Here is a 21,335-nt window from a genome sequence, read left to right as displayed (position 1 = left end):
AGCGAATGGTCAAGTTTGCGCTTCTCGTCACCATGGACGCCAAGCCCGGGAAGGAGGCGGAGGTCGAGGCATTTCTGCGAAGCGGCCAGCCAGGTCCCGGTCTATCCCGGCTGGGACCATGACCGGATCCAGCGCGCGATCCGGCAAAAGATCGAGCCTGCCTATATGGGCACCTTCGCGAGCGCCAAGCGCCATGTCACCCACAGCTATGCGACGACCCAGAGCGCGATGATGAAGAAGCGCGCCGCACGCTTCATGATCGCCCGGCCTTGCCCGGTCTGCGACGGCAAGAGGCTGCGCCGGGAAGCGCTGTCGATCCGTTTCGAGGGGCTCGATCTCGCCGAGATGAGCCGCTTGCCGATGGCGCGGTTTTCGACGATCTTCGCGCCCTATGCCGAGGCTAACGCCCCCAAGCTCAAAGCCCTGCGCAAGACCCATCCGGAAAAGGCCCTCGTCGTCGCGCGCATCGCAGGCGATCTGTGCCGCCGGCTGTCGGTGTTGCTCGACCTCGGTCTCGGCTATCTGACGCTGGAACGGGGCACGCCGACCCTGTCGCCAGGCGAGTTGCAACGCCTGCGGCTCGCCACCCAGGTCGTCTCCAACCTGTTCGGCGTCGTCTATGTGATGGACGAGCCATCCGCCGGTCTCCATCCCGCCGATACCGAAGCGCTGATCCGGGCGCTCGACGGCCTGAAGACGGTCGGCAATTCGCTGTTCGTGGTCGAGCATGAGATGGACGTCGTCCGCCGTGCCGACTGGATCGTTGATGTCGGGCCCGCCGCCGGCGAGCATGGCGGCGAGATTCTCTATAGCGGCCCGATCGAGGGGCTGCGCGAGATCGCGGCGTCGGAGACGAGGCGCCATCTGTTCGACGAAGGCGGCGGGATGCCGAGCCGAGGCCGCGAGTCCGCCGGGTGGCTGCGACTTGAGGGAGTCTCGCGCAACAATCTCAAGCAGGTCGACTGCGCGATCCCGCTCGGCGTGATGACGACCGTCACTGGAATCTCCGGGTCGGGGAAATCGAGCCTGGTCAGCCAGGCGCTGGTGGAGCTGGTCGCCGGTGCCCTCGGCGCCCCGGTCGCGGCCGAGGAAGAGAGGGACGCCGAAGCCGCGCTCGAGGACCGCCCCGCCGGCGCGACGGAGGGTCGGATCGTCGGTGGGCTCGAAGGGATCAGGCGGCTGATCGAGGTCGACCAGAAGCCGATCGGCCGCACCCCGCGCTCCAACCTCGCGACCTATACCGGCCTGTTCGATCATGTCCGTGCCTTGTTCGCGGCCACGCCCGAAGCCAGGAAACGCCGCTACGACGCCGGCCGCTTCTCCTTCAATGTCGCCAAGGGCCGCTGCCCGCGCTGCGAGGGCGAGGGCTTCGTGATGGTCGAATTGCTGTTCCTGCCGAGCGTCTACGCCCCCTGCCCGACATGTCACGGTACCCGCTACAACCCCAAGACGCTCGAGATCCGCTATCGCGGCAAGACGATCGCCGAGGTGCTCGCGCTCACCGTCGAGGGCGCCTGGGCATTCTTCGACGACGCGCCCCATGTCTGCCGGTCGCTCAAGGTGCTGCGCGAGGTCGGGCTCAACTATCTGCGCCTCGGACAACCCGCGACCGAGTTCTCAGGCGGCGAGGCGCAACGCGTGAAGCTAGCCACGGAATTGCAGCGCGCCCAGCGCGGCGGCGCGCTCTATGTGCTCGACGAGCCGACGACCGGTCTTCACCCGACCGATGTCGAGCGCCTGCTCGGCCAGCTCCATGCCCTGGTCGATGCCGGCAACAGCGTGGTCCTGGTCGATCACGACATGAAGGTCGCGGCGGCGAGCGACTGGGTGATCGACATCGGGCCCGGCGCCGGCGACGAGGGCGGCGGGATCGTCGAAAGCGGCCCGCCGGCTACGGTCGCGAGCTGCCGAGCGAGCCGCACCGCACTCTACCTCGCTCGCGCGCTCGGCAAAGGCGTGGTCGCCACGACCATCTGACGGTCAGCGGCGATACGGCCTGCAAGACCAGCCGCCGCGGCGATCACCAGTCCGCTGCCCATGAAATTATGGATGCTCAGACCAGCCTTGGCCGCATCGACCCCCGTCTAGGAGGCTCCGTGCGCGGTCGAGACATCACCGGCCGAACAAATTTCGTCCGTGAGAAAGACGCGCTCGTCGCATGGCCGCGCCAGGGTCGCCCGAGCTGCGGCGCAGCCCGGAAGCGCGTGTCACCGAATTTCGGTCAGCTGCCGTAGACGCGGACATAATCGACCCGCAGCCGCGCCTCACGGTCCTCCGGCCTGAGCGGTTGCGGAAAAGGCACGTCGGATCGCAGGGCGAGCGTGATGAGCGGCCAGAAGACGTCGTTCTGGGCGTCGAGTTCGCTCGCGCGCCCGATGCGCCAGTCGATCGCGCGGCCGGTCTTCGGATCGTGGATCGGCCGGCGCTCGAAATAGAGCACGCAGCGATCGCCCTCGATCAGCCCGCCATAGCGGAAATAGCCGCTGGTCAGGTCGACATCCGTCGGAACGCCGATGCCTTCGTGGCGCTCGCCCGGCTGCCCCCATTCGTGCAGATACGCGCCGTAGAGCCGGTGCTCCCAGCCCTTGTGCTCGACGATGTCGATCTCGACGCTGGTCCTGGGGAACAGAATGCTGCGGCCGTTCATCAGCCAGAAGGCCGGGAAGCTGAGCGGATGGGCAGGGAACCGCATCCGCGCCTCGAAATAGCCACTGCGCCAGCCCTTCAGGATCGTGCCGTCCCGGCGCGCCGTCTGGAGATTGCCGGAGACCCACTGGAACTCCGGGAGCGCATTGCCGTAATAGGCGGGCACGTTCATCTGCCGGCCGAGATAGCGGGCCGAAATCTCGAGCGCGTGACCGCCCGAGGCCAGCGGGTCGGCGACGATGGCGTAGGGGTCGAACCCCTCTTCGCCGCCGCGGCGGCTGAAGGCCGAGCGCCCATAGAAGCCGGGCTCATGGGTGGTCGCCTTCGGACCGGCCTGCCAGATCGCCGGATCGATGCTTGCGAAGGATTCGTCGAAGACGAGCCTGCGGCCGAGCGTCGGGTCTCCCGGGTCCTGCTGTGCGCCTGCTGGTGTCGGGCGCGCGCTCGCCGCTGTCGCGAGGGCCGCTGCCGCACGCAGCAGCGCCCGGCGGGATGGCATGGTCGGCATGGCTCATCTCCGTCTGGTGGGAAGCGCCGAGGCGGCTCCGGCATGTTCAACCGGTACGCGGCAGAACCGATCCGGCCTTGCGGCCCAGTTGCAGGGCCGCCTCGTCGTAGAGATCGAGCGTTTCGCGAGCGACGCGCGCGATCCTGAGATGGTCGACCCGGTACTGGCTGCGCCCCCGCCAATGGCTGATCGCATCTGGCTCCGCGATCAGCCTGGACAGAGCGGCGGCAAGCGCATCGGGGTCGCGGGGCGGGACCAGCACGCCGGCCTCGCCACCTTCGAGCAGTTCGGGAATGCCGTCGACGCGGGTCGCGACGATGGCGCAGCCCGCTTCCCGCGCCTCCGGCAGGACGAGCGGCGCAGGGTCTGCATGGGAGGGCAGGACGAAGATGTCGGCGCCGCGCATCCAGGGAAAGGGGTCCGCCTTGCTGCCTTCGAAGCGCACGGCCTCATGGCAGGAGAGGCCCGCGACCATCTCGCGATAGGTCTGGGCGAAGGGCCCGTCGCCGACGATATGCAGGCGCGCCTGCGGGTGCTGGCGATGGACCAGATCGAAGGCCGCGAAGAGATCGGCCAGGCCCTTGCGGGGATGCAGGCCGCCGACGAAGAGGATGCTCGGCGAGGCGAGCGTGACGGGCGTGGTCTCGCGGTTCGCCAGGCGGGCCGAGCCGATGGTGCCGTTGAGGATCACGCGGAGCTTGGCGGCCGGGACGCCGCGCCGGCGCATCGAGGCGCCCACGGCGGCGCTGACAGCGATGACGCGCGTGCCGAGGCCCATCAGGATGGCGCTCTTCTCGAACTCGTTGTGAACGGTGGTGATCAGCGGGATGCCGGCAAGCTTGCAGATCGGCCAGGCCAGCACCGCGCTGGTCATCATATGGGCATGGACGATGTCGGCGCCGAAACTGCCCACCGCCTGCCGTAGGGCCCAGGCCGACCCCAACAGCGTCCTTGCCTTTCGCCGATGGTCGATCGTGAAGAGCTTGATGCCGTTGCGGACGAGCAGCGCATCGAAATCGCCCCCACCGCTGGCGACGGCGACGACATGGCCGAGACGGCTCTGCTCGCAGGCGAGATCGACGGCGGCATGGACATGGCCGTTGGACTGCGTCGTGTGATTCAGCAAATGGAGGATACGCATGGCCCATCACGCTGCTCGGACCGCATCTCGCCTGCGCTCGCGCCTCTGCGCCGCTGGGCACTACGAGCCTTGCATTTACCGTGCCGGGATCGCTGCGGCGCTCCGCAATGCCGCCTCGGCCTCGATCGTCGAGACCCGCGCCGTCGGCTGGTAATTGAAGCCGCCCTGCCGCCCGAAGGACTCGATGCCGAAGGTCTTCAGCGCCTTGACCGCCTCGGCGGCGCTCTCGTCGGCGCCGTCGCGATAGATCGGATAGGCATTGTCGAGGAGCTGGCCACCCTCGAGCCTGAGATCGCCGCGGAACAATCCATTCGCCGCGACATGGGCACGGAAATCCGCCTCGGCCTGGGCGATGGACTTGCCGATATGGTTGGCGATCACCTCGACACCGAAATATTCGCGCCCCTGCGCCCGGCCGTAGAAATCGGAATACATGGTCAGGCGCTTCCAGGCGCCGTCATAGGAGAAATTGTAGATGATCTCCTCATCGAAGCCGCGTGCGCCGTCAAAGCTGAAATAGAGCGCCAGCAGCGTGATCGTCTCCAGTTCCTGCGAGACCGGCAGATTGCAGAGCGCCTGCAGGCGCCGGATTGGAATGGTCGAGACGATCCGATCGGCGACGATCGCCCTTCCCTCGCGGAAAAGGACGAAGCGATTGTCGAGTTTCTCGATCCGGTCGATCTTTGCCCCGAGCAGGAAGCTGGCGCCGCGCGCCGTCAACGATGCAGCTGCGGCAGCGTAAAGCGTGGCGAAGCCTTCGCGCGGTCGCGCCATCTGCCGGTTGGCCGGGCCCTGCGGCTTCGCCCGGCGCAGGCGGCCGAGAAGGCCGCGCAGCGAAGCGTGCTCACTGATCCATTGCATGCGCTTGCGGGCCAGTTCGATGCCGATCTGGTCGGAGGCAATGCCGTAGAACCGGGTCATGTAGGCATCGAGGCCCGAGCGGTGCAGCAGCCTCGCTCCGATCCAGTGACGGGCGAATTCGCGGGCATTGCGCATACGCCGCTTGAACAGGCGGGCATAGGCCGCCGACATCAGGATCCGGGCGACCTCGGCCGGCCCGGCGCGCAGGATGTCGTCCTTTACCGAGATCGGATAAGCGGTGATCAATCCTTGCGGGTTCAGCCTGGCCCAACGCGGCTCGATCGGCACGTACAGCGGCAGCACCTCGGGGAAATGCTGCAGCAGGGGCGAATCGTCCTGGAAGATCAGGCTGCCGATGTCGAAGGTGTACTCGCCGGACGACCAGTCGATATGGTTCCCGCCGAGATGCGCGTATTCGTCGACGACGACGATCCGCCTGCAACCTTGCTGGGCGAGGACCGAGGCCGCGACCAGGCCCGAAACGCCCGCGCCGAGGACGATCGCATCGCAGTGCTGGGCAGCCATGCTGTCGGCATCGTCGATTCGCTGGACAGTCTCTTCCATCCCCGAGCCCCATCGATCGGACATGCAACAAGGCTAGTCGCCTGCAAGATCAGCTGAAAGCAAGACTCGTCACCATGGCGATCCTTTTCCTGCTCATTCGCGCAGCGATTGCGATTCGAATGAGCAATTGCCCCCGCGATTGAAAAAGATGCCCGGGCTGGACTGGCACGGTCCCTGCTTTCATCTGCGTAACGCATGCCTTTGTGCATGCAGCCGTCGTTGTCGCGACGGTCTCGACCCTTGCGTCTGGGCACGGAGCGTATGATGCCGGGCTGGCCACATCCTGACGAAGCGGCTCTGCTGGACGGGGTCGAGCTGATCTCGACCGACCTGTTCGACACCCTGCTGCTGCGCACACTCCGCTCGGAGCGCGCACGGATTATCGCCGGCGAACGCCGCTTTGCTCGCAAACTGGTCGAACAAGGCCTGAGGGTGGCGGAAAGCTCGCTGGTCGAAGCGCGCCTCGCAGCGCAGCGCCTTGCCTATCGCGCACTCGACATGGCCGATCAGGACGGCGAGGTCGTGCTGCGCGACATCATCCGGCGTCAGCTCCTCATGCTCGGAGTACCGAAGGCGGGGGTGGAGGAGCTGTGCGAGATCCGTCTCGCGATCGAGCTCGCCATCGAAAAGGACTCGTTGCGGCCAAACCGAGAGCTGGTGGCGCTGCTGCGCCGCTGCCGTGGCGAAGGCCGCCGCGTCGTCGCGATCAGTGACATCGCGCTGCCGACCGCGACGCTCGAGGCGCTCGTTGCGCATGTCCACGGCCCCGACCTGCTCGACAGGATCTATTCCAGCGCCGATCTCGGCCTGACCAAGCGGCGCGGCGACCTCTTCCATGCCGTCCTCGCCACGGAAAGGATCGACGCCCGGCGGACCCTGCATGTCGGCGACGATCGGCTCGCCGACCACGTCGTGCCCTCGGCGCTCGGCTTGCGGACCCTCCATCTCCCGCGCCCCAGGCTGCGCCGCCGCTTGTCGCGCCTGCACGGCGCGGCGAGCGAACTCGGCCGGGTGCTTCGCCGGCCAACGGCCCCTGGACGCATGCCGGCGGGACATGTCAGCGACCCCCACAGCTTCGGACGCGAGGTGCTCGGGCCGATCGTGGCCGAGTTCTGCCTGGCGATCTGGCTCTACGCCGACGAAGCAGGCAAGCGCGGAGATGCCGCGCTGCTGTTCTGTGCCCGCGGCGGTCTTGGCATCCGGGCGGCATTCGAGCGCCTTGCAGAACGCCTGAGCCTGCCGCTCGCGCTGCCGCGCGAGAACCTCATGATTTCTCGACTGGTTGCGGCCCGGGCCGCCATCATGGCCCGTAGCGGCGCTGCGCTGGACGAGCTCGGCCGCGAATTCAGTGGCGCCAGCTTCGCCGATGTCGCCGCCGCGCTGGGCGGCAAACGCTACGAGCTTCTCCAGTCATGGGACGAGCCGTTCGTGCCCGAGCGCTTCTTCGCGATGCTCGAGCGGCCTGCCGGCGAAGACATCCTGGCCGACATCGATCGGCAGAACGCGCTCTTCCGGCGCCATCTCGCCTCGGTCAGCACTGGCGCGAAACGGATCATCCTGTGCGATACGGGCCTCTACGGCAGCACGCAGCGCCTGCTCGCAGCCGGCCTGCCCGATCTGAGCTTCGAGACCATCCAGTTCGCGCGCTGCAACTACAAGGGTCTCAGCGAAGACCATTTTCCGCGGGTGGTCGGGCTCGCGGTGGAACGCAACCGCTACAGTCCTTTCGCAGTCCGCTCCACGGTGCTGCGCTATTGGCAACTGATCGAAAGCCTGTTCGAGCCGGCGATCCCGTCGGTGCGCTCGTTCACGGAAGACGAGAACGGCGAAGTCGTCTGCAATGCCGGCGACATCGCCTTCGGCGCGGTCGATCCCAGCATCGGCAATCCGCTGCTGGCCGGCGCATTCGCCTATATCGACGGCGTTGGCAGCGGCGCAGCAGTCATGGCCGATGCGGCTCGTGCCTGGCCCTGGCTTAGGCGGGCGGTCACTCGCCCGGTCGAGGCCGATCTCGCGGCATTGGCAATCGGCGAGCGGTCCGTCGATTTCGGCCGGGCCGGCGTCGTCGGCGATGGCGAGGCGTTGTCCGGCGGCATGCTGTCCCGCATCGCATCGATCCGCAGCCAGCTCTGGCGGGAGGGCGCCATCGCGCGCGCCTTCCCCCGCACGCGCCTGCCGCTGCTCACGGCACTCGAAGCCTTTCATGCCCTGCGCGGGCTCTCCGCCGGCTTCCATCGCTGATGCGGAATGGGGTGATCGAGGCCAAGTCGATAGCTGCGGTGGTAGCGCGCGCCCGGCATCTGCGCTTGCCCGCTCTGCTCGAGAAGGGATCGCCATGCTGGCTATGAAAGCCCTCCGGGGCGCCGGTTGGCTGGTCGCCTCGCGCTTCCTCGGCCGGTTCATCGATTTCTTCACGCTGCTGATCATGGCGCGGATGCTGACGCCGGCCGATTTCGGCCTGACGGCGCTGGCCATGTCCTGCGTCGCGATCGTCGACATGGTGCTCGAGATCCCGGTGACGCAGGCCCTGGTTCGCCTGCCCCATGTCGACAAGGCCCATCTCGACACCGGCTTCACTCTCGGCGCTCTGCGCGGCCTTGCCATCGCGCTGCTGTTGCTCGCCGTCGCCTGGCCGTTCTCCTGGATCAACGGCGACCCACAACTCGTACCGGTGATCCTCGCGCTCGCCTTCGCGCCGATCGCGCGAGGCCTCGCCAGTCCCGGCCTCATCCTGTTCATCCGCGAGCTCGGCTTCCTGCGGAACTTCCTGCTGGAGACCGGCGGCAAGCTCGCTGCCTTTTGCCTGGCCATCGCGACGCTCCTGCTCGGCGGCGGCTACTGGGCGCTCGTCGTCAACTTCGTCGCCGCCCCCGTCTTCGGCTGCGCCATCTCCTATCGTCTCGCGCCCTATCGCCCGGCACTGTCGCTGTCCCGCCTGTCGGATTTCGCCAGCTTCGTCGGCTGGTTCACCTGCGCGCAGCTCGTCTCGGCGGTGAACTGGCAGTTCGATCGCATCCTGCTCGGGCTCGGCGGCAGCAAGGAAGTGCTCGGGCGCTATGCGGTCGCGGCCGATCTCTCGGTCATGCCGACCCAGAGCCTGATCGGCCCGGCGCTGCAGCCGATCATGGCCGCCTTCGCCCGGATCAAGGGAGAGGATCAGCGGCTGCGGCTCGCCTTCCTCAAGGCGGCGCGCTTCAGCATGCTGGCCTCGGTGCCGTGCAGCCTGGGCATCGCCCTGACCTCGGACCTGATCGTCGAGGTCCTGCTCGGCCCGAAATGGCATGGTGCCGACTGGCTGCTCAGCCTGCTCTCGCTCTCGGTGATGGCGACGCCCTATTTCCAGACGCTGTATTCGCTGAGCCTGGCGCTGGGCCGTCCCGAGGTGATCTTCCGGCTCAATCTCTACGACCTCGCCATTCGCGTACCCGCCGTCACCATCGGCTTCCTGCAATGGGGGGCCGTCGGCATGGCGGCCGGCCGGCTGGTCGCGGCCGCGGTCATGGCGGCCTTCTTCCTGCGCTGGCTTCGTAGCCTGCTCGCGATCGGCATCGCCGAGCAGTTGCTCAATCTCTGGAAGGTCGCCTTCGCTGGCGCCATCATGACGGCCGGGGTGCTCGCCCTGCGCGGCCCCGTCGCCGCCTGGCAGCTGCCGGCCCTGGCCGAGCTCATCGCCATTGCGGCCCTTGGAGCTCTGCTCTACGGGCTGGGGCTTCTCGCCTGCGGCATGCGGCTCGCGATCGGCGCCGGACGCCTTGATCTTTCCGACCGCTGGTGGCGACCGCGGAGCGGATCTGCCAAGATCGGGGAAGGCTGGTGAGCCAGAGACTCGACCATCTCGACGGGCTGCGCGGCGTCGCTGCGGTCGCGGTCGTGATCTTCCACCTGATGTCGGCGCTGGTGCCATGGCTCGTGGCGGAACAGCAGCCCGGCGCGCACTGGCTCGCCTATACGCCCTTCGCCGTGCTCTGGAATGGCACCTTCGCCGTCTCGGTGTTCTTTGTGCTGAGCGGCTTCGTCGTGACCAATGCAACGCTGCGCAAATCCGATCCGATCTGGATCGACGTCGTCATCCGCTATCTGCGGCTGGCGATCCCGGCGACCGCCAGCACGCTCGTGGCCTGGTTGCTGCTGAGCCTGTTTCCGACCTCCGCCACCGACCTCGCGGCGCTCACCGGCAGCCGCTGGCTCGGCTGGACCTATCAGGAGACCATCCCCGGTCCGGCAGCCGCGATCTACAACGGCATGGCCGGCATCTTCCTGACCGGCGGCTCGTTCTTCAACAACGTCCTGTGGACGATGCGGCCCGAGTTGCTCGGTTCGATTCTCTGCTTTGCCGCCTGCGCTTTCACAAGCTCCCGATCCCGGCTGGCGATCGCGATCGGCAGCGCCGTGATCTTCATCGCCCTGCGACGCTACGACTATGTCTGCTTCCCGCTCGGCATCGTCCTGCGCGAGGTCTGGGCGGCCGGCCGACTCCCGTCAGCCCTGCCGATCTCCGCGCTGCTCCTGGGTCTCCTGATCGGCTCCCAAAGCGGCGATGCGGCGCGCCAGCTCGGTCTCGACTGGCTGCCGGAGCCGCTGAATCCGGAGAAGAAGGGCGGCCTGCTCTATCCGCTCGGCGCGCTGCTCGTCGTCTATGGCTGCCTGCGCTCCGGTCTGCTTGTCACCTGGCTCTCGGGCCGGAGCGGGCGCTTCCTCGGCGCGATCTCGTTCCCGCTTTATCTCATCCACGTCCCGCTCATCTACACGGTCGTGGCGGAAGCCGCCCTGCGCGCAGGCCGACACGCGCCGCTGCTCACCTGCCTCGTCGCCGGGAGCCTGCTGCTCATGGTCGCCATCGCCTACGCCGCCGAGCGCTGGCTCGAGCGGCCCTTTCTTGGACTGCTCGGTGGCTTGCGCCGGCGGCTTCGCACAATCCCGATCGGGCGCCGCGACATGCGCGGCGCAGCCGGCTGAGACAATCAGGATCGACTGCGATTGATCACGGCGCCGATGACGGTGATGCCGGCGCGCCGCAGAGAACCCAATGCCTCGTTGAGCTCGTCATGGCTCGTCACGCCTTCAGCCGCGACGAGGACGACGATGTCGGCATGGGTCGCGAGGGCGACCGCATCGGAGGATTCGCCGAGCGGCGGCAGGTCGATCAGCACCTCGCCGCGTTGTCTCGCCTGAGCGACGACCAGGGCAGCGCGCGGATCCCGAAAGTCGACGAACCGGTTGAGCTGCGGCGTCGCCGAGCGGATCGGCAGCAGGTGAACCCCCTCGACGTTGGCATAGGCCGCCGGCGCCGCGCTGCCCGAGGCGATCACGTCGGTCAGCGATGCCCCCTCCTTGCCGTGGTCGGCCTGCGTGCGGGCGGCATCAGGGCTGATGACGCTGACCTGCCGGCCGCGATGGTTGATCAGCTGCGCGAGATTCATCGTCAGCAGCGTCGCGCCGGCACCTGCCCGCCACGCTCCGATCGCGACGACCGGGCTGCCCTGGGAGCGGCCCGCGCCCCAGGCGATCTCGATCGCCGTCTGCAGATCACGGATCGCCGCGGCAAAGGGACCGGCGTCCTCGCGCGTCACCAGCAGCGACTTGTCCGGGCCCGAGGCTCGCACTTGCCCGCCCCAGCTCCCGACCTGGGGCACAACGCCGAGGCAGGGCAGGCCCGTTTCGCGTACGAGGTCCTGCGGGAGGCGGACGCGGCGGTCGAAGACCGAAGCGAGCACGGCGACGAACAGGCCGCTGAGCAGGCTGAAGACGCCGGCGAACGCCATGATCAGGCTGCCGCGCGGTGCCGACGGGCCGAGCGGCATCTGGGCGGCACCGATGATCCTGGCATCCGCATCGGGGATCGGCTGCGCCGGCAACGTGCCGCTGCGGACAGCCGCTTCCGCGGTCCGGACCTGGGTCGCGAGCGTGTCCAGCCTGCCTTGCAGGAACTCCGCGCCGCTACGCGCGGCGTCGGCCTTGAAGGATACGGATTGGAGCAGATAGGCGGAGGCGGCCGCGTTGGCGACGCGCGCCGGAAGCTCCGGATCGGCTGAGGAATAGGCGATCTCCAGCACATAGGACTGGCCGACACGGCGCGCCGAGAAACGCCGCACAAAATTCTCGAAGGCGTTGCGGCGCGGATCGACACGCAGCGACGCTTCCGCGCTCCGGCTCGGCGGCTGGGACAGTCCCAATGCCACCAAGGCACCGCGAAGCGCGCCTGTGATGCGACCGCTCAATGCCTGCAACGGACCTGGCGACTGTGGTCCGAGCTCAGGATGATCGCTCAGGGCCAGCGCGTCGAAAACGGTGCTGAGCAAGCGCTCCGAGCGGATCACCTGCAGTTCGCTGTCGGCGGCATTCAGGTCGAGCGAACTCGGTGCCGCGATCTCGCGCGCCGAACTCGGAGCCTGCCGCCGCGGCTCCAGCAGCACGGTCGCCGCCGCGCTATAGGTCGGCGGCGTGGTTCGAACATAGAAGAAGCCAGCCGCCAGGCAGAGCGCGACCCAGACGGCCAGCTTGCCCTTGTGCCGCAAGCCGGCGGCACCGATCGTCCGCAGCAGGGCGACCGGGCCATCGCTTACCGGCGCCATGGCCGGGTCCGGCAGCGGCAGGATACGGAATGGCGCGCCGGATGCGCCCGGTTTTCCCAGCATCATCTGAACTTACCCCTCGGCTGCAAGGCGGCGGCGCGCTCGGGCTGCATGCGCCCGCGCAGGATGTCGGCGATCCCGAGCAGATTGCCCAGGAGACGGCCGCGTCGATCGATGAACGGCTCGGGGCGCAGCGAGCGGCCGAGATTGGCGGACATGTTGCGGAAGAGGTGGTCGGCGACCTGGCCGAGCGTCATCGTGCCCTTGCGCAGCATGTAGAGCGGATTGACGATCTGCGAATAGCCGAAGCGCTCGCCGGCCATGCGCCCACCCTTGACGCCCATATGGACGCCGATCGCATCGGCGGATTTGACCAAGCGGCCGCCACGGCGGGCCAACCCTGCCGCAAAGTCGCGATCCTCCAGCCAGCCATAGAGTACGAGCCGCTCGTCGAAGCGCAGGTCGCCGATGCTGGCGAGGCGAAAGGCCATGTTGCAGCCATAGGGGCTGTAGGGCTCGACCCAGGACCAGTCGCTCGCCGGCGGAGCCGCGACCAGCCTCATCGCCTCCGCAAGCTCGATACCGGGGCCCCCCACCCCGTCGGCCAGGACCCGGCCGGTGAAGGCGACGACGCTGGCCTCGTCGCGGAAAGTGCGGGCGGCCGTCGCCAGCCAATCCTCATGGGCGACGAAATCGTCGTCGAAGAAGGCGACGATCTCGGTGCCGGGCGGCAGGTTCGCGAGCGCGGTGTTACGCTGCGCAGCGAGCCCGGCCGGCCCGGTCAGCACCACGACGTCGTTTCGCCCCTGCAACTCGCCGGCATCGGCCGGATCGATACAGGAGACGATGACGCTGTCGGGCTTCAAGCTCTGCCGGGCGAGCAAATGCAGGACGGTCTGCGTCACCACCTCCGGCCGGCCGCGAGTGGCGATCACGGCGGCGATGCGCGGGGCCTGGATCGTCGGCGCGGGCGGCGTGGCGCGATGTGCCTTCGGCGATTGCGCCAGCTCGAGGTAGCCCTCGGCGCTGCTGCGCCAGGAGAATAGCGGCAGACGCTCGCGGCCGCGCCCGCTCAGCTCCTGCCGCAGCGCCGCCGACCCCAGCAGTGTTCTGACATGCTCGACCCACGCTTCCGGATCCGCGGGCGATGCCAGCAACGCGGCGTCGCCGCAGACCTCAGGCATGCTGGCGCAGTTCGAGGAGACGACCGGGCAGCCCCGCGCCATCGCCTCGACGATCGGCAGGCCGAACCCCTCGGTCCAGGATGGGAAAGCCAGGCAAAGCGCCCGCTCGAGCAGGAAGGCAAGATCGTCGTCGCTGACCCGCCCCGGAAGCTTGAGGTTGGCGGCTTGCGCGCGCTCTTCCGGCGCGAAGATGCCGCTGCCGCCGCCGACGACGATGATATCGACGCCGAGTTCGGCCAGGGCCGGCGCGATCGTGGCGAGAAGCGCGAGGTTCTTGTGGCGGGCCTGCGAGCCCAAAGCCAGGACGAAAGGCCGCTCATTAACCTCCGGTGCCGCCAACAGCGCCCGAGCCCGATCCGCCTTGGCCGGGTCCCAGGCCAGGGCATGCTCATGGCCGTTCGGGAGAACCGCGATCTCGGCGGCGCGAAGCGGCAGGTGGCGCGCGAGTTGCCGGGCGGAGGCGTGCGAGACGGTGGCGATCCTGGCGCTGCGGCGTGCCAGCAGCGGCTGCAGCGTGGTGTAAGCGGCGCGGAAGCCACGGCTGTAGCTCTCGGGTGCCGTGAAGACATTGGCGTCGTGGATGCAGACGATCTGGTCGCCCTTTATGGCCGGCGCCGTGTTGCAGAGGTTGAGGAGGCGCCCTCCCCAAAGGCGCGGCAGCTCGATCTGCTCCCAGGCGTGCCCCTTCAATCGCCCGCCCCGGATCGTATCGAGCGCCTGCAGCGCAGGGGTGTCGGTACCCTGCGGTGCAACGAGGACGGCTCTCTGGCCGGCGGCCGCCAGGCTCTCGTCAAGCGCGGCGACGACGTTGTGCGCATAGCGCTGCACGCCGGTCATTGCCTGCGCCATGAAGCGGCCGTTCACCGCGAAGGTCTCGGTCATATTCTCGCTCCGGTGAACGAAGGGACAGCCCTGGGGACGCTGGAGGTTCGCGGCCTGATCGCGGCCGCGAGCCCGGCCAGCATGCAGAAGAAGAAGCCCTGATCGATGATCGGGCCGACGAGCAGATCGCCGATCAGCAAGCCGGCATAGCCGTTGCGCGCGGCGACGGCGATGTCGGCCTCGAGGCTCCCCGGCTGGCCGCGCGGGCGCAGGAAGCATTCGAAGACGAAGACCGCATAGAAGAGTGCGCCGGGAACGCCAACGCTCGCGAGCAATGCGACCGCAAAGCTCGAGGCGCGCGCGGTGCCGACCCCGACGCCGAGCCCCCAGCTGTCGAGGAAATTCTGGAAGGAGATCACGTTCCAGGAGCTGCGCTCGATGCCGGAATCGGAACTCGCCTTGTTCAGCACGACGAGGTCGACATAGCCGTAGATCTTCGCGATCGCTTCGGCGTCGAGCAGAAGCAGCAGGACGACCGCCAGACCGATGACCGGAGCACCGAGGGCGAAGAAGGTCGCCTGCCGCGCCGCATTGCCCAGCACGAGCCGGGTCATGGCGAAGGCATGGAGCAGGAGCAGCATCACCGGAGCGCCGGCCAGGCCGGTCGAGGAGGTCGAGAGGACGATCAGGACGAGCGAGAGCCCGGCGATCGAGCCGGTGAGCCCCGGTCGCACGCCGCAGAGCCACAAGGTGCCGGTGAAGCCGAGCACGCCGAGGGTCGAGCGTGCGAAGACCGAAGCCTCCGTATAGGAGCCGACGATCCGTTTCATACCGGCGATCTCGGTGTCGGTGTGCAGCGTGTAGCGGGCGTTCCGGATGAAGCCGAGCAACTCCTGCGTGCCGGTCGCATAGGTCGCGATGTCGAGGACGGCGAAGACCGTATTGGCGATGCAGCAGGCGAGCAGCGCATTGAAGACGGCCGAGAAGCCCTGACGCGTCCCAGCGATCGCGGTCAGTGTGACCAGGCAGAGCAGAGTGGTCGAAAGATAGAGGCTCTGGGTGACGTTGCTCGAGACGGGTGCCAGCGGCACGGTCGAGCCGGTATCGTCGAAGGCCGTGGTGCCGAGGGGGACGATCTCGGTGATGCCGGCGAACAGGCGTGGCATCAGGAAGGCGGTGGCGACACCATAGATGACGAGGCAGGCGAACCAGAAGCCGGGCTCGTTCGGATGCAGCGCGCGGATGGCGGCTGCGGCCTCGCGGCGGCGGCTCAGCGCGCCGAAGGCGAGGAACACCAGCATCACATGCCCGGGCTGAATGTTGGCGGCACCGATCAGCATGGCCGCGGCTGCCCCCAGGACCGCCAGGATCGCGAGCCCATGGACGAGCGCGCCCGTCCCGAGTGTCAGGCAGATCAGGCCGATCAGGATAGTCAGCACGCCGATCGGCTCCATGCTCATGGCAGCGGAGCCTTCCGCGGTGGCGCCAGCCCGCCTCCGCCCTGATCGTATCCGCGCGCCATGGTCATTCGGCGAGCACCATCAGCGAGTAACCGCCCAGCACGCGGACCGTCAGGTCCGGATTGAGCGAGAAGCAGAGCCGGCGCGGCAGGCGCATCAATCGGCTGCTCAGCGCCTGGTTCGGCAGCTCCAGCCGGCTCGCGGTGTAGGCGTGATCGATGACGCGGTAGCCGCAGTCCGCGAGGGTCGCGAGGGCGGTCTCCTTGAAGAAGTAATGCAGGTGGCCGACGTTCTCGCGCAGCTTGGTGATCGGCCAGCCGCGCAGCAGCGACTGGACGGACAGATCCAGCGGAATGTGGAAGACCTTGTAGCGGCCCTTGCCGCGCAAGGCCTTGATGAAGGCGATGTAGTCCTCGACATGCTCGATCACATCGGCGATCACGAGCAGGTCGTAATCCGATGGGCCCTCGGTCGTGAAATCGCCAAGCGAGAAGTTGACCTGGTCGGTCTCCTTGTACTTGGCGCGCTGAAAAGCGTGCGGCGAGATCTCGTAGCCATCGAAACGTGCCTGCGGGAACGCCTTCGCCAGGTTGAACAGGATCTCGCCAGTGCCGCAGCCGACCTCGCAGGCCTTGTCGAAGGCGATCGCGTTCTTGCGCAGGATCGCCTCGATCTGCCGCGCCTTCCACGGCGAGTCTTCCTCGTGCCAGGTCGGGTTCAGGTCGGCATAGACGTCGCTCTGGTAGATCGTCTGCATCGGGTTCTTCCTCGGTATCGCGAAGGGCCGGTCTCGTTCACGCCAGGCTCTGGACCAGGGCAGGGCGTGGCTGCACCGGCGGCATGGCCATCGAGATCGTCCCGGCGAGCGGCTTGAGCAGCTGGTTGATGTGCAGCGCCATCTGCTTCTCGAAGACGGCGGTCGAGAAACTGCGGGCATAGTCCGCGATCTCCCGCGGCTGCCAGGCAATCGCCCTGGCCCGCTCCTCGGCAGCGATGAGCGCATCGACACTCTGCTCGTCGAAGAAGACGCCGCTCATGCCGTCGACCACCGTCTCGGTGGCGCCGCCGCGGCGGAAGGCGATCACCGGCCGCCCGCTCGCCATGGCTTCGACCGGCACGATTCCGAAATCTTCCTCGCCGGGGAAGATCAGGGCGCGGCAGCGCGAATAATGGTAGCGCAGGACGCTGAAGGGCTGGGGCCCAAGCACCTGGACATTCGGCTTGGCGATGCGGCGGAGCTCGGCGAGCATCTCACCGCCGCCGATCACGACGAGGCGTCGGCCAGTGCGATTGAACGCTTCGACTGCGAGCTCCGGCCGCTTGTAGCCGACGAGCTCGCCGACCATGAGACAGTAATCCTCGACGAGGCCGTTGGGCAGCACCTCGAAGGCGTCGACATCGACGGGCGGATGGATCACCGTCGAGGCGCGGCGATAGTAGCGATGCAGCCGGGTGGCCACCGTCTCGGAGTTGGCGACGAAGTGATCGACACGATTGGCCGAGACACTATCCCAATTGCGGATGTAATGGGCCAATGTCGGCATGAGCAGGCGAGTGATCGGTCCGGAGCGCTCCCTGTATTCGTGGAACATGTTCCAGATATAGCGCATCGGCGAATGGCAATAGCAGATGTGCATCGCACCCGGTGGCGGCACAATGCCCTTGGCCGGACCGGACTCGCTGGAAATGATCAGGTCGTAGCCGCGCAGGTCGAGCTGCTCGAGAGCCAGCGGCATCAGCGGCAGGTAGCGCTGGTAGAGCTTCGCGGCCCGCGGCAGCCTGCCGATGAAGCTCGTCGTCACCTTGTGTCGCCGAATCTCGTCGGAGACCGCCTCGGGAACGTAGACATGGGTGAAGACGTCCGCGTCCGGATACATCCGGCACAGCGCCTCGATCACCTTCTCGCCACCGCGCATGCCGACGAGCCAGTAGTGGACGATCGCGATTTTCATGGGCCGAGGAACTCCATGGAACCCATCTGAGCTGGGCGTGAACTTGCGGATCAGGCTCGCGGACTTCGGCGGGCCTTATCGACTCCCCCGCTGCATCAGCACTGCCGGGACCGTCTTCACCAGAATCTTGGCGTCGAGCATGAGGTGCCATTCCGACGCGTACTGGCTGTCGAGCGAGATTCGGGTGGCGTAGGAGCAATCGCTGCGGCCACTGATCTGCCAAAGACCGGTGAGCCCGGGCGGGACCGAAAAGCAGTGATTGAAGGCCTCGCCATAGCGTTCGCGCTCGGCTGCTACGATAGGGCGCGGCCCTACGAAGCTCATCTCGCCGGCGATGATGTTGAAGAGCTGAGGCAGTTCGTCGAGGCTCGAGCGCCGCAGGAAGGCGCCGACCGGCGTGATCCGCGGATCGCGTGTGAGCTTTTGACTCTCGGCCCATTCTTTGGCGGCAGCGGGATCGGTGGCGAGCAGATGCTGCAACGCCTCATCGGCGTTGCAGGCCATGGTGCGGAACTTCCAGCAGCGAAAGCTTTTCCCGCCGCGGCCAACCCGCGGCTGCTTGAAAAGGGCTGGACCGCCATCGCCGGCCCTGACCAGGGCAGCTATGAGCAGCATAAGGGGCGCGAGCAGAAAGAGAAGGAGGATTCCCGCCGTAAGGTCGAACCCTCTCTTTACTACGCCCCTGGCGAATCTGTACTCCCCTTGCGATACACGCATGGGTAGAGAGAAGGACGCCGACAAATTTTGCGAGTCCGGAAATCGGCTCATTGCAGCACCCTACGCATAAACCGCATCTTAATAGATTATTAACGCGCAACGAATACATAACAATAGGCTTTTGTGCGATGCAGCATATTTGTTCAGCAATGCAGCTGCCTGACTGCGAGCTGGGCTTTGTCAGTAAAATTCCTGACAGATTTGACGGAAATTCGCTTCTTTCAGGAGCATATCGGCGAACTGCGCCCAGCCGCGCACCAGCCCTCCGCTGCGTCGCGGTGACGCAGCGGGAGATCCGAATAAAACAAATGGATGAACCGACCGCGATCTAAATTCTTTAGAAGCGCTACTCAAACCATCCGCGCGTGATGGCGTATTGCACGATCTGCTGCCGGCTATCGATGCTCAGCTTGGCACTGGCGCGCATCTTATAGGTTTCCGCGGACTTTGCGGTGATTCCGATGCGCTCGGCTGCCTCGCGAATACTGAATCCCAGCGCGATCAAGCGCAGAACTTCCTGCTCGCGCTCGGTCAGGACAGCTGCTCGCCGGCCCCCTGCCTGAAGCGGAACGGGCTCCACTGAATCGAGGAAGCAGCCGCCGCGGAGAACTGTCGCGATCGCCTTGCACATGATCGAGCCAGGCGATTGCTTCAGGACATAGCCGCGTACGCCGAACGCAAGCAGGCGATGGGCGCGGGCATTGTCGCGCTCCTCGGCAACGACGAGGATCCGCAAGGCTGGAAGGTCGTTCAGCAGGCTTTCGACGACCGAAACACCGTTGAAATGCTCGCCGACGACGGCGACATCGGGAGCTGCCTTCTCGACCACCCGTGCGAGGTCTGCGGATGAATGGACCTCGCCGACGACGATCATGTTCGATTGGTCGGCCAGGCAAAAGCGCAGTCCTGCCAGGAAGATCGGATGTTCGTCTGCAAGAAAAATGCGAGCAGGTCGCGAGAATGACAACATAGGCCTACCTCCGCATGGACGGGAGCCTGCTTTCAGCGGCCGCAAATCGACCCGGGGGTTTCCTGCGATATCTAGTTCTGCGCCCCGGCCGTGCTGGTGGAGGGCAGCGACGAGATGATCGATTGCAGTGAGGCTCGCTCGACCCTGACGATATCTCCGGGCAGGATCGGCGAGCTTTCCTCGATCGCGATCTCGTTCACCGCGTCGCCTTGGCGGCGCTGTACACTCAAGCGCATGCGCGCGAGCTGCTTCTCCTGCTGGCTCTGCAGCCTTGGCGCTAGTGCGGTCGATTCGTGGATGAGCGCGCGTAGCGCCGCGATCCGGTCCTCGGACTGCTTGAGCGAAAGCTGGGTCTCGCGCAGTTCGCGCCTGGTATCGATCTCGCGCTGGTTCTCCAGATCGGCCAGCGTGCGGTCGATGCGGCTGATCTCCTGCTTGGCGCGCGCCGTTGCGAGCATCAGGTCGAGCGCCTGGCTCTCGGATTGCGCGAGATTCTGCTCGACCGCGAGCTGGCGGGGGCTCACGGCCAATCCCTTGCTGATCAAGCTGTTGATATTGTTCAGCTCGCGCCGGATAAGATCCTGCTGACGCTGCTGGGTCACCGCCTTGGCGCCGAGCGTGCGCAATTCCTCCTCAAGCAGCCCGCGCGATTGCTGCAGGAGATCGAGTTGCGAGCGAACCGCCTTGCGACGCGAGGCGAACAATGCGTTCTCCTCGCGCATCGCCTGAGCGGCGCTGTCATCGAGGCTCCTGCGGATATCCTCCGAGAAGGTGATCGCTTCCGCCTGGCGCGTTTCCGCCAGCAGCCTGTCGCGGCGCACCTGCAGGGCGAGCAACTGCGTCTGCTGAACGCGAATTTCGCCCTCGGCGACGATCGTCTCGCGCTCGAAACGGCCCAGCGCCAGCTCCATGCGCTGGAATCCGCCGGCAATCGCGACCGCCTGCAACGCGGTCATCGTCGGCCTGAACGCGTACTCGCCGGGTTTCTCGACGGTGCCCACGACATAGATCGGCCGATACTGGGCAATTTCGACGGCGGCTGCAGGCGCGTTGACGAGCCCGGCCGTTCCCTTCAGCCGCTCCGAGATCAGTGCCGCGATCTCGGCCGGGGCCTTGCCATCGACCGAGAACGTGCCGACCACCGGCAGCGAAAGCATGCCGGTCGAGCTGACGGCGAACTCTCCGCTGAGCGCCGACCATTCGAAGAGTTCGCGCGAGTTCGGCCGCCACTCGGACACCTTGATCTTAAGCCGATCCTGCGCGGCGACACGGTATTCGAAGTCATTCGCCCAGGCCTGCCCAGCGCCGGCAAGCGTCAGAGACAACACCGTCAGCAAGGGGGCGAGTGCCCAGGCACAAGCGTGCATACGCATTGGGAAAAAATGGTCGAGGAGGGTGAGACGTCTCACGAAACTCTCCGCTGCGGACTGATCCGGCAGCTCCCAAGCAAATCCGTTGCCAGCCCCCTTCGAGCGCCGTTAGCGCGCCCTTAACCACGACGGCTCAGGCTGGTGGATAGTCCGCACGCCCGTGAAGCCTTTCTCGAACCGGCGAGCAAAGCTATAGTCACTGGCCGATAGCGAGCCGCGAAAGCACGAGTGATGCTGATCGTCTTCTTCCTGGCTGCCATTGCCAGCGGCGCGTTGACCCTCTGGCTCATGTGGCCGCATGGGCTGCTGGTCGCGTTGATCGCCACCGCCGTGGTCGCCAGCGCGGCCGTCGCCGCCTTCGCCGCGCTCGTCATGGTCCTCAGGTCGCGGACCGCAACCGGCAAAGAACCGCGCTCGCGCGGCGTCCTCGACATCCTTGGGCCGCGTCAGCCTCGCTGACCCTTCGCTGCGCCGGCCTTCTGGCACATGAATTGCTGATCATCCCCGCAACAGCGGTTGGCGCGATCGCGCGTCGTTCCGCTACCCGCATTGCGAGGGGAGACAGGGC

15 protein-coding genes and 1 pseudogene are annotated in these 21,335 nt (G+C 66.9%); 5 read left to right on the top strand and 11 right to left on the bottom strand.

Features of this window, described 5'->3' with window-relative positions; genetic code table 11:
- Positions 1-30: 30 nt before the first annotated feature.
- A pseudogene (locus tag CXY91_RS10060) lies at positions 31-1,977 on the top strand (excinuclease ABC subunit UvrA); the annotation flags it as partial.
- A 244-nt stretch (positions 1,978-2,221) separates the two neighbouring features.
- On the opposite strand, the gene CXY91_RS10055 reads toward CXY91_RS10060, so the two are convergent.
- From CXY91_RS10055 to CXY91_RS10045, 3 genes are all read right to left on the bottom strand, one after another.
- Positions 2,222-3,154, bottom strand: coding sequence for a glycoside hydrolase family 16 protein (locus tag CXY91_RS10055; protein ID WP_100960963.1), 933 nt, complete (start codon positions 3,152-3,154; stop codon positions 2,222-2,224).
- 46 nt (positions 3,155-3,200) lie between these two features.
- A complete protein-coding gene (locus tag CXY91_RS10050; RefSeq protein ID WP_100960961.1) occupies positions 3,201-4,295 on the bottom strand; it encodes a glycosyltransferase family 4 protein in 1,095 nt (364 codons plus the stop codon).
- Between the two features lie 75 nt (positions 4,296-4,370).
- Complete coding sequence (locus CXY91_RS10045; RefSeq protein WP_100960959.1) at positions 4,371-5,720, bottom strand: FAD-dependent oxidoreductase; 1,350 nt, start codon at positions 5,718-5,720, stop codon at positions 4,371-4,373.
- Between the two features lie 264 nt (positions 5,721-5,984).
- Between CXY91_RS10045 and CXY91_RS10040 the strand changes: the two genes are divergently transcribed.
- From CXY91_RS10040 to CXY91_RS10030, 3 genes are all read left to right on the top strand, one after another.
- Positions 5,985-7,961, top strand: coding sequence for an HAD family hydrolase (locus CXY91_RS10040; RefSeq protein ID WP_100960957.1), 1,977 nt, complete (start codon positions 5,985-5,987; stop codon positions 7,959-7,961).
- Between the two features lie 94 nt (positions 7,962-8,055).
- The gene (locus tag CXY91_RS10035; RefSeq protein ID WP_100960955.1) at positions 8,056-9,537 is read left to right on the top strand and encodes an oligosaccharide flippase family protein; all 1,482 of its coding nucleotides are present in this window, start codon (positions 8,056-8,058) and stop codon (positions 9,535-9,537) included.
- Positions 9,534-10,676 (top strand): acyltransferase family protein, encoded by a 1,143-nt coding sequence (locus CXY91_RS10030; protein ID WP_158673342.1) that lies wholly within the window; start codon positions 9,534-9,536, stop codon positions 10,674-10,676. Before CXY91_RS10035 ends, CXY91_RS10030 begins: the two co-directional genes overlap by 4 nt.
- 5 nt (positions 10,677-10,681) lie before the next feature.
- On the opposite strand, the gene CXY91_RS10025 is transcribed toward CXY91_RS10030, so the two are convergent.
- The 8 genes from CXY91_RS10025 to CXY91_RS09990 form a co-directional block, all read right to left on the bottom strand.
- Positions 10,682-12,358, bottom strand: coding sequence for an exopolysaccharide biosynthesis protein (locus CXY91_RS10025; RefSeq protein WP_248307427.1), 1,677 nt, complete (start codon positions 12,356-12,358; stop codon positions 10,682-10,684).
- On the bottom strand, positions 12,355-14,358 hold the full coding sequence (locus tag CXY91_RS10020) for a glycosyltransferase (RefSeq protein ID WP_100960952.1): 2,004 nt from the start codon (positions 14,356-14,358) through the stop codon (positions 12,355-12,357). The genes CXY91_RS10025 and CXY91_RS10020 overlap by 4 nt, the downstream gene beginning before the upstream one ends.
- Positions 14,355-15,758 carry a hypothetical protein gene (locus CXY91_RS10015; protein WP_100960948.1) on the bottom strand — a complete coding sequence of 468 codons (1,404 nt, stop codon included), beginning with the start codon at positions 15,756-15,758 and terminating at the stop codon, positions 14,355-14,357. Before CXY91_RS10015 ends, CXY91_RS10020 begins: the two co-directional genes overlap by 4 nt.
- A 64-nt stretch (positions 15,759-15,822) precedes the next feature.
- Complete coding sequence (locus tag CXY91_RS10010; RefSeq protein WP_100960946.1) at positions 15,823-16,515, bottom strand: class I SAM-dependent methyltransferase; 693 nt, start codon at positions 16,513-16,515, stop codon at positions 15,823-15,825.
- Between the two features lie 37 nt (positions 16,516-16,552).
- Positions 16,553-17,710 (bottom strand): glycosyltransferase, encoded by a 1,158-nt coding sequence (locus tag CXY91_RS10005; RefSeq protein ID WP_091833808.1) that lies wholly within the window; start codon positions 17,708-17,710, stop codon positions 16,553-16,555.
- Between the two features lie 75 nt (positions 17,711-17,785).
- On the bottom strand, positions 17,786-18,325 hold the full coding sequence (locus tag CXY91_RS10000) for a sugar transferase (RefSeq protein WP_248307467.1): 540 nt from the start codon (positions 18,323-18,325) through the stop codon (positions 17,786-17,788).
- 448 nt (positions 18,326-18,773) lie between these two features.
- The gene (locus tag CXY91_RS09995) at positions 18,774-19,397 is read right to left on the bottom strand and encodes a LuxR C-terminal-related transcriptional regulator (RefSeq protein ID WP_091833802.1); all 624 of its coding nucleotides are present in this window, start codon (positions 19,395-19,397) and stop codon (positions 18,774-18,776) included.
- A gap of 71 nt (positions 19,398-19,468) precedes the next feature.
- Positions 19,469-20,806 carry a polysaccharide biosynthesis/export family protein gene (locus tag CXY91_RS09990; protein WP_158673341.1) on the bottom strand — a complete coding sequence of 446 codons (1,338 nt, stop codon included), beginning with the start codon at positions 20,804-20,806 and terminating at the stop codon, positions 19,469-19,471.
- Positions 20,807-20,998: 192 nt separating this feature from the next.
- On the opposite strand from CXY91_RS09990, the gene CXY91_RS09985 reads away from it, so the two are divergent.
- Complete coding sequence (locus CXY91_RS09985) at positions 20,999-21,226, top strand: hypothetical protein (protein ID WP_100960942.1); 228 nt, start codon at positions 20,999-21,001, stop codon at positions 21,224-21,226.
- Positions 21,227-21,335 lie beyond the last annotated feature (109 nt).

Origin of the sequence: Allobosea sp. FBZP-16 (genome assembly GCF_002831785.1) — a bacterium.
GTDB lineage: Bacteria > Pseudomonadota > Alphaproteobacteria > Rhizobiales > Beijerinckiaceae > Allobosea > Allobosea lupini.
This window is presented reverse-complemented; position numbering and strand designations above follow the sequence as displayed.